6 protein-coding genes are annotated in these 6,533 nt (G+C 38.3%); 2 read left to right on the forward strand and 4 right to left on the reverse strand.

Annotated elements, in window-relative coordinates; all coding sequences use genetic code 11:
* Nucleotides 1–567: 567 nt before the first annotated feature.
* From VKY50_RS11455 to VKY50_RS11465, 3 genes are all read right to left on the reverse strand, one after another.
* Nucleotides 568–2,061 (reverse strand): TrkH family potassium uptake protein, encoded by a 1,494-nt coding sequence (locus tag VKY50_RS11455; RefSeq protein ID WP_324301961.1) that lies wholly within the window; start codon nt 2,059–2,061, stop codon nt 568–570.
* 3 nt (nt 2,062–2,064) lie between these two features.
* A complete protein-coding gene (trkA, locus tag VKY50_RS11460) occupies nt 2,065–3,414 on the reverse strand; it encodes a Trk system potassium transporter TrkA (RefSeq protein ID WP_324301962.1) in 1,350 nt (449 codons plus the stop codon).
* Nucleotides 3,415–3,529: 115 nt separating this feature from the next.
* Nucleotides 3,530–4,438, reverse strand: coding sequence for an SLATT domain-containing protein (locus tag VKY50_RS11465; protein ID WP_324301963.1), 909 nt, complete (start codon nt 4,436–4,438; stop codon nt 3,530–3,532).
* 330 nt (nt 4,439–4,768) lie between these two features.
* Between VKY50_RS11465 and ubiE the strand changes: the two genes are divergently transcribed.
* Nucleotides 4,769–5,500: a bifunctional demethylmenaquinone methyltransferase/2-methoxy-6-polyprenyl-1,4-benzoquinol methylase UbiE gene (gene ubiE, locus VKY50_RS11470; protein ID WP_324301964.1), complete on the forward strand. Its 732-nt coding sequence runs from the start codon at nt 4,769–4,771 to the stop codon at nt 5,498–5,500.
* Between the two features lie 33 nt (nt 5,501–5,533).
* On the forward strand, nt 5,534–6,250 hold the full coding sequence (porT, locus tag VKY50_RS11475) for a type IX secretion/gliding motility protein PorT/SprT (RefSeq protein WP_324301965.1): 717 nt from the start codon (nt 5,534–5,536) through the stop codon (nt 6,248–6,250).
* A gap of 19 nt (nt 6,251–6,269) precedes the next feature.
* Here porT and VKY50_RS11480 read toward each other — a convergent pair.
* On the reverse strand, nt 6,270–6,533 hold a 264-nt coding region (locus VKY50_RS11480; RefSeq protein WP_324301966.1), incomplete at its 5' end, for a TrmH family RNA methyltransferase.

Raw genomic sequence — 6,533 nt, forward strand, 5'->3', positions numbered from 1 at the left:
ATAGCCTTCGGATGCCGTCCTATTCTTTTGTGGGCAGGTCTCTTGCTTTGAGATTTTCTGCGTTCTTCCGCTCATACGGTAACATTCATTTACTTCTCACTCCTTAAAGTTCAGTCCTTCCTTAAGTGAAGTCTACTTAAGTACTATGACGTCTGCTGACTTCTCACGGTAAGCTTTACTCCGTGTATCATACATTGTTTCCACACGTCCATGAGACCTCCCTAGGTAAGAACGATAACTTTCATCCCATATACCTGCTACATTTACCATGTTGTCTCCGAGCAGTATTGGACTTCGGTTTGATCTGCAACCTTATCCAGACAACTTTGGCCTTATACGTAGTTTCTGTCCGTCAGGCCAGGATTTTGCTTAATATTGCTCATTGTCCAATCGCAATAATCTTCAGATTCCACCTCGCGATGGACACCCTTGTTTTAGGCTAACACTTCCTACTGCTTGGGTGTGTTCGGGACTTACACCCTATAGATATCGTCCATGCAAGGCGCACAGATTAAAAGCATACCCTACCGATGGTATGCTTCTTACTTTCATGGTGTATTATATTCTTTAGGCTCGTTTCCAAAAGTAAGGTGTAAAGAGGATCAGCACCGTAAAGAGCTCCAACCTACCTAGCAACATTAAAAAGGCGCACCACCATTTCCCAAGGGCCGGCAACACATCGAAAGTAGCCAATGGATTCAGAACGCCTAACCCTGGACCTACATTACCCAAGGAGCTTGCAGCACCACTGACAGCAGATTCAAAATCAAGCCCAAGCAAGCCTAAAACTAGGGAACCTATGATGAACATCAACATGTAGATAATGAAAAATCCAAGTATATTATAAATAATAGGTTCTTGAATAGTTCTTCCATTGTATCGAACGGGAATAATCGCATTGGGATGAAGGGCCCGTTTAAACTCAAGAATTCCGTTTTTTATCATCAGTAAATGACGAACAACTTTAACGCCACCTGAGGTCGAACCTGCCGATCCTCCCAAAAACATTAATCCGAAAAACACAATGGTTAAAAAGGGCGTCCAATTACTAAAATCTGCGCTTACATATCCAGTGGTGGTGATAACAGAAATTACTTGGAAAAGCGCATGTCGAAATGCACTCTCAGTCTCTCCAAATACCATAGGATGATATGCACTCATGGCCACATCGGCTCTAAATAAAATAATTAATCCCGCCACGAGTGAAACGCCACATACTAGAAAAAAATAGAACCTAAACTCGTGGTCTCTAATTACATTTAACAGTTTGCCTTTAAAAGCGTAATAACTCAACACAAAGTTCGTCCCTCCTAGAAACATAAAAAGCATACTTATGTACTGAATTAACGGATTGTTATTCCAATAAGCCATACTTAAATTCTTTGTTGAAAAACCTCCTGTAGAAACGGAAGTCAACCCATGATTAACGGCATCGAAAAAGCTCATCCCAGCCAAATTCAAAAACACTGTACAGGCTACCGTATATCCAAAATAGATATACCACAATCTTTTGGCTGTATCTGTAATTCGGGGGTGAAGTTTATCTGCATTTGGCCCAGGTGCTTCAGCAGCAAACAACTGCATTCCCCCAATACCTAAAAGAGGTAAGATCGCCACGGCTAATACGATAAAGCCCATCCCTCCTATCCAATTGGTGATACTTCTCCAAAACAAAACGCCTTCTGGAAGCGACTCAATATCTGTTAAGATAGTGGCCCCTGTGGTGGTATAACCACTCATTGACTCGAAGAATGCATTGGTTATACCTGGTATAGCTCCAGTAAATAAGTAGGGCAACATCCCTGAGACAACCATAACAAACCATCCTAAGGTTACAATAAGATAACCATCGCGTTTTTTTATTTCTTTTTGATGTGCTTTGGTGATCATCATTAAAAGAAATCCAACAAGAAGTACTAAAATACCAGTAAAACTGAGGTCTTTTGTTACCCCATCTTCATAAATCCAACTAAACAGCGCAGAGAGCATCATAAATCCTCCATTACAGAGCAGAAGTAGCCCCATGAAATAGAAGATAATTTTAGCATTGAACCTTTTCATTAATTATTTAAATAGTTTCTCAATCTTGGAAATAGCTTCAGGTAAGCAACAAACCACTACACTATCTTCTTGCTGAATTACAAAGTCGCCAAGAGCAATGATCCCTTCTCCATTGCGAATAACACCTCCAATTGTTGCAGACCTAGGAAATTCTAAATCTCTAATTGCCTTACCAATAACATCACTTTTTGGCTTAGCAATAAACTCTAATAACTCGGCATTTAAATTATTTAGATTCGTCAAGGCTACCACCTCTCCTTCTCTTATATGTCTTGATATGGTATTTGCTGCTAGTAATTTTTTATTAATCAAAGTATCGATCCCTATAGAGTGGGACAATTGAAAGTAATCAACATTTTCAACAAGCGCAATGGTTTTCTTAATATTCTTAGATTTGGCCATTAGACAGGACATAATATTGGTCTCTGCATTTTCAGTCACCGCAATAAAGGCATCCATCGACGAAAGATCTTCTTCTTCCAAAAGTTCCAGATTACGACCATCTCCATTTATTACAAGTGCATTGGGCAATCTATCAGCTAAATTCAGTGCTCTATTGCGATCTTTCTCGACAAGTTTTACCCTAAATTTACTTTGACATAAATTTTGGGCTGTCTTTATTCCAACTTGGCTACCACCTAGGATCATCACATTTTTAATCTTCTTTCGCACCTGTCCAGTTAATTGATATAAATGGTCAACACCCTCTGGTAAGGTCACAAAATAAGCTTGGTCCCCTTCTTTGAATTCTACATCACCTCTTGGAATAATAGTGGTTTGGGTACCGGAGCGCTGAATGGCTATTGGCTGGAAATTAAGATCAGGAAAAATACTAGCAGCCTCTTGGACTGTTTTTCCTACAAATGGCGCCGTTTGCTGCAACGTTGTTCCGACCATAATCAATGCCCCTCCCTCAAATTCATAGGTATCGTTGAATGCAGATTCATCGAGCAATAGCTCAATTTCTTCTGAAGCCAGCATCTCTGGTGATATTAATTCATCGATCCCGAGTTGCTCGAATTTTACCTCTTCTTTATTGTGAATATATTCAGTATTGGAAATTCTAGCGATTGTTCGTTTACACCCCAATTGTTTTGCCAGAAGACAAAGCGTAATATTGGTAGCTTGAGAAGCGGTAACGCCTATCATTAAATCCGAAGTTGCCACTTGCGCCTCCTTTAGAATTGAAATCGATGTCGCATCACCTTTTAAAACCTTGATATCTAAATTCTTCTCAGCTATACTGAGACTATCCGCATCAGTATCTATCAAAGTTATATTTTGAGATTCCAATGACAGTAATTTTGCCAAGTGGAACCCAATCTCTCCAGCTCCAGCAATAATAATTCTCATAGCTTACAGTAAACAATTTCTCTGCAAAGATATATTAAATACCTGTAGTTACTAGAGAAAGCCTTTCTAAATTCAAGTAGCCTTCCATGGGATTGCCTCTTTGTTAAAGCCATGGTTATATGAGGATCTCCTGCCTATCTCTTTCTGCACCTGGAATTAACCAAAAAGCATGAGGGCCGGAAATTAATTTTTCGGTATCTTTCACAAAGTCAGCCAACTCAGATTCCAGGGCAACATCGTCTAATGCTCGCTGTACTATCTCAAGTTCTTTTGATCTCAGGGTGTAGTGTTGTTTCTTTTCAAGATTCCTTGGAAGTTCCAACCAGCTAACAATCGAAGAAAGCAGCATGGTGACAAGCGCAATGATGCTCCAATTTTGGCTGATGTCTAGAAATAAAAAACTAGTAGCAATGAGCGCAAAAATTTGAGCCATAATCAAGTTCAAAAACCAAAGCTTGTATTTCTGATGATGTTCTATAGCCTTTTTGAAGTAATGATCATACAACGATCGGATCCTTTTCTCGGCATAGTAGTTCTTTTTGAATTCGAAAGAAGCCTCTCTGAGTGCTAACATTTTAGGTGTTACCGCTTGTTGTTTTAACATAATGGGGGTTAACTGTGGGCCAAGCTCTTCAAAGCTTTCGGCAATTCGCTTGATTCGGTTTTCAAATACTAATTTTAATTCAGCGGTGTTAGTGTGTAGGCTAAACTCACCTGCGCCCATTATAAATTGCCACGTAACACTTTTACAGGAAGCCTTTAGACTGAGGATATTCTGGGCAATTTGATCATAGTTTTTATATTGCAAAATCAAGGCCAAAATCAAACTTAAGGCAAGTAGTAAACCAACAATGCCATAGACCGCCTCTAAACCTCCAACGTGATCAAATGTAAATAAGGCAACAACTACTGCGAGTACCAATAGCAGTACTGCAGATCGCTTGATCGTCTTATAATACCCCTGATATCGTACCGCTGTATTAGCAGCCGTTTGAAAATAATTCGGAAAATCCCTGAAGTCCATAATCTCAGTACATAGTTTAGTTTGTGGTCTAGAGGTTGCTTAGAGGGTTATCAGTGTAGTTCACAGCTTGTCATTGCAATACTACATTTTATTCAGATTTTTCAAAATAACATAAATTAACCCAAAGTATCACAAAGAAATCCGCAAACGGGTAAAATATTCGTTTTGTAACCTATCTAATGATCAATAAGTATTTATAGCGGTATCTTGGAACACGCTACTGCGAATCATAAGAATCCTAGGCTTCTAGAAAAAAAATAATTAAAATTTAAAATCAAGCTTCCATCTTTAGGGATGAATTGTAAATAGTATATTTGCAAAAAATTAAGCATGTCAAAAAAGGTTACGCCCTATAAAGATTCTTCTTTAGGAAAAAAACAACAGGTTACCCAGATGTTCGATACAATTTCTGGTAATTATGATGGTTTAAATCGTGTGATTTCATTCGGTATCGATATTAAATGGCGAAAAAAAGTGGTAAAGATGGTTCATGCCACACAACCACAATCCATCTTAGACATTGCTACAGGCACGGGTGATTTAGCTATAAATCTTGCATCTGAAACACATGCTCTAAGAATAGTAGGACTGGATATCTCCGCAGGTATGCTTGAGATTGGAAAGCAAAAAGTCAGGGATAAAAACCTAAACAACCGTATTGAAATGGTTCTAGGCGATAGTGAGCAACTTCCTTTTGATGACAACAGTTTTGATGCCATCACAGTGGCTTTTGGTGTTAGAAATTTCGAAGATCTTGAAAAAGGGTTGGCTGAGATTTATAGGGTATTGAAAAAGGACGGTACATTTGTGGTTCTAGAAACATCTGTTCCAACAAAAACTCCTTTTAAGCAAGGATACAACCTTTATACAAAACATTTGTTACCTCTAATTGGTAAGCTCTTTTCTAAAGACCAATCTGCCTATGCGTATTTATCGGAGTCCGCTTCTGTCTTCCCTTATGGAAAGGCCTTTAACGATATTCTGACAAAGGTTGGATTTAGTAGAGCTGCGGATTATCCACAAACTTTAGGTGTCGCAACGATCTACCAATCGTATAAATAACTATATTGTAAAGCAGAAAAACCAACCCCTTAAATGAAAACGTTACTTTTCAGTTTACTATTGACAATAAGCGGCCTTACAACATTGGAGGCTCAGATTAATGAAAACCCTATTTTAAATCTCGAAAACGAGGATAAAAAAAGACTAAATTGGGGATATTATTTGGGCTTTAATCAGTATGATTTCAAAGTCGATTATAAGTATCATGATTATTCCACGTGGTATATGGCCGATCAAATGCTTACATCAAAGAGTTTAGGATTTAATGTTGGGCTAATTGGTGAACTTCGATTAAACGATTACCTTGATGTTCGACTAGAGCCAGGGCTTTATTACAATCAAAGAGATGTGGGATTTAAAAATCTACTAGATAATTCCTCGAAAATTGTACCAGTAAAATCCACTTATATCCATATTCCATTACTTTTAAAGGTAAGTACAAAACGACTAGGCAACATTAAACCTTATGTAGTTGGTGGAGTAGCCACTTCCTTTAACCTTAGTAGTAATAATGGAAATACACAAAATATTACCAATGGAGTACTCTCCATGAGGAAAAGCAATTACTATTGGGAGGTTGGTTTCGGCATTGACTTCTATCTTAGATATTTCAAATTTTCTCCGTCTATTAGAGGATCCTTTGCTTTTCAAGATGAAATCACACTCGACAAAGCAGGAGATGACCCGTTCTTAGGAAATGTGAAAGCCACTTATTCTAGAGCCATTTTCGTGAACTTCACCTTTGAATAATCCCTCTAAGTATTTAAATTTAGCTTCTTCTAAACTCACTTAAGAGGATTGCCGTAGCGGTAGCAACATTTAAGCTTTCAGTTTGCTGGGATCCAAATCTTGGAATACTTAGCGTATTATTGACTTTGTGTAGTATGGAAGCCCCTATCCCATTAGATTCATTCCCCATAACTAAAATGGCCTCCTTAGGTAGCTTAGACTTATATACGTTTTCACCATCCATAATCGCCCCATAGATCGGCTTATCGGTAGAGGTTAAAAATTCCTCAAGCTCAAGATAATT

Source organism: Galbibacter sp. (genome assembly GCF_035306585.1).
GTDB lineage: Bacteria > Bacteroidota > Bacteroidia > Flavobacteriales > Flavobacteriaceae > Galbibacter.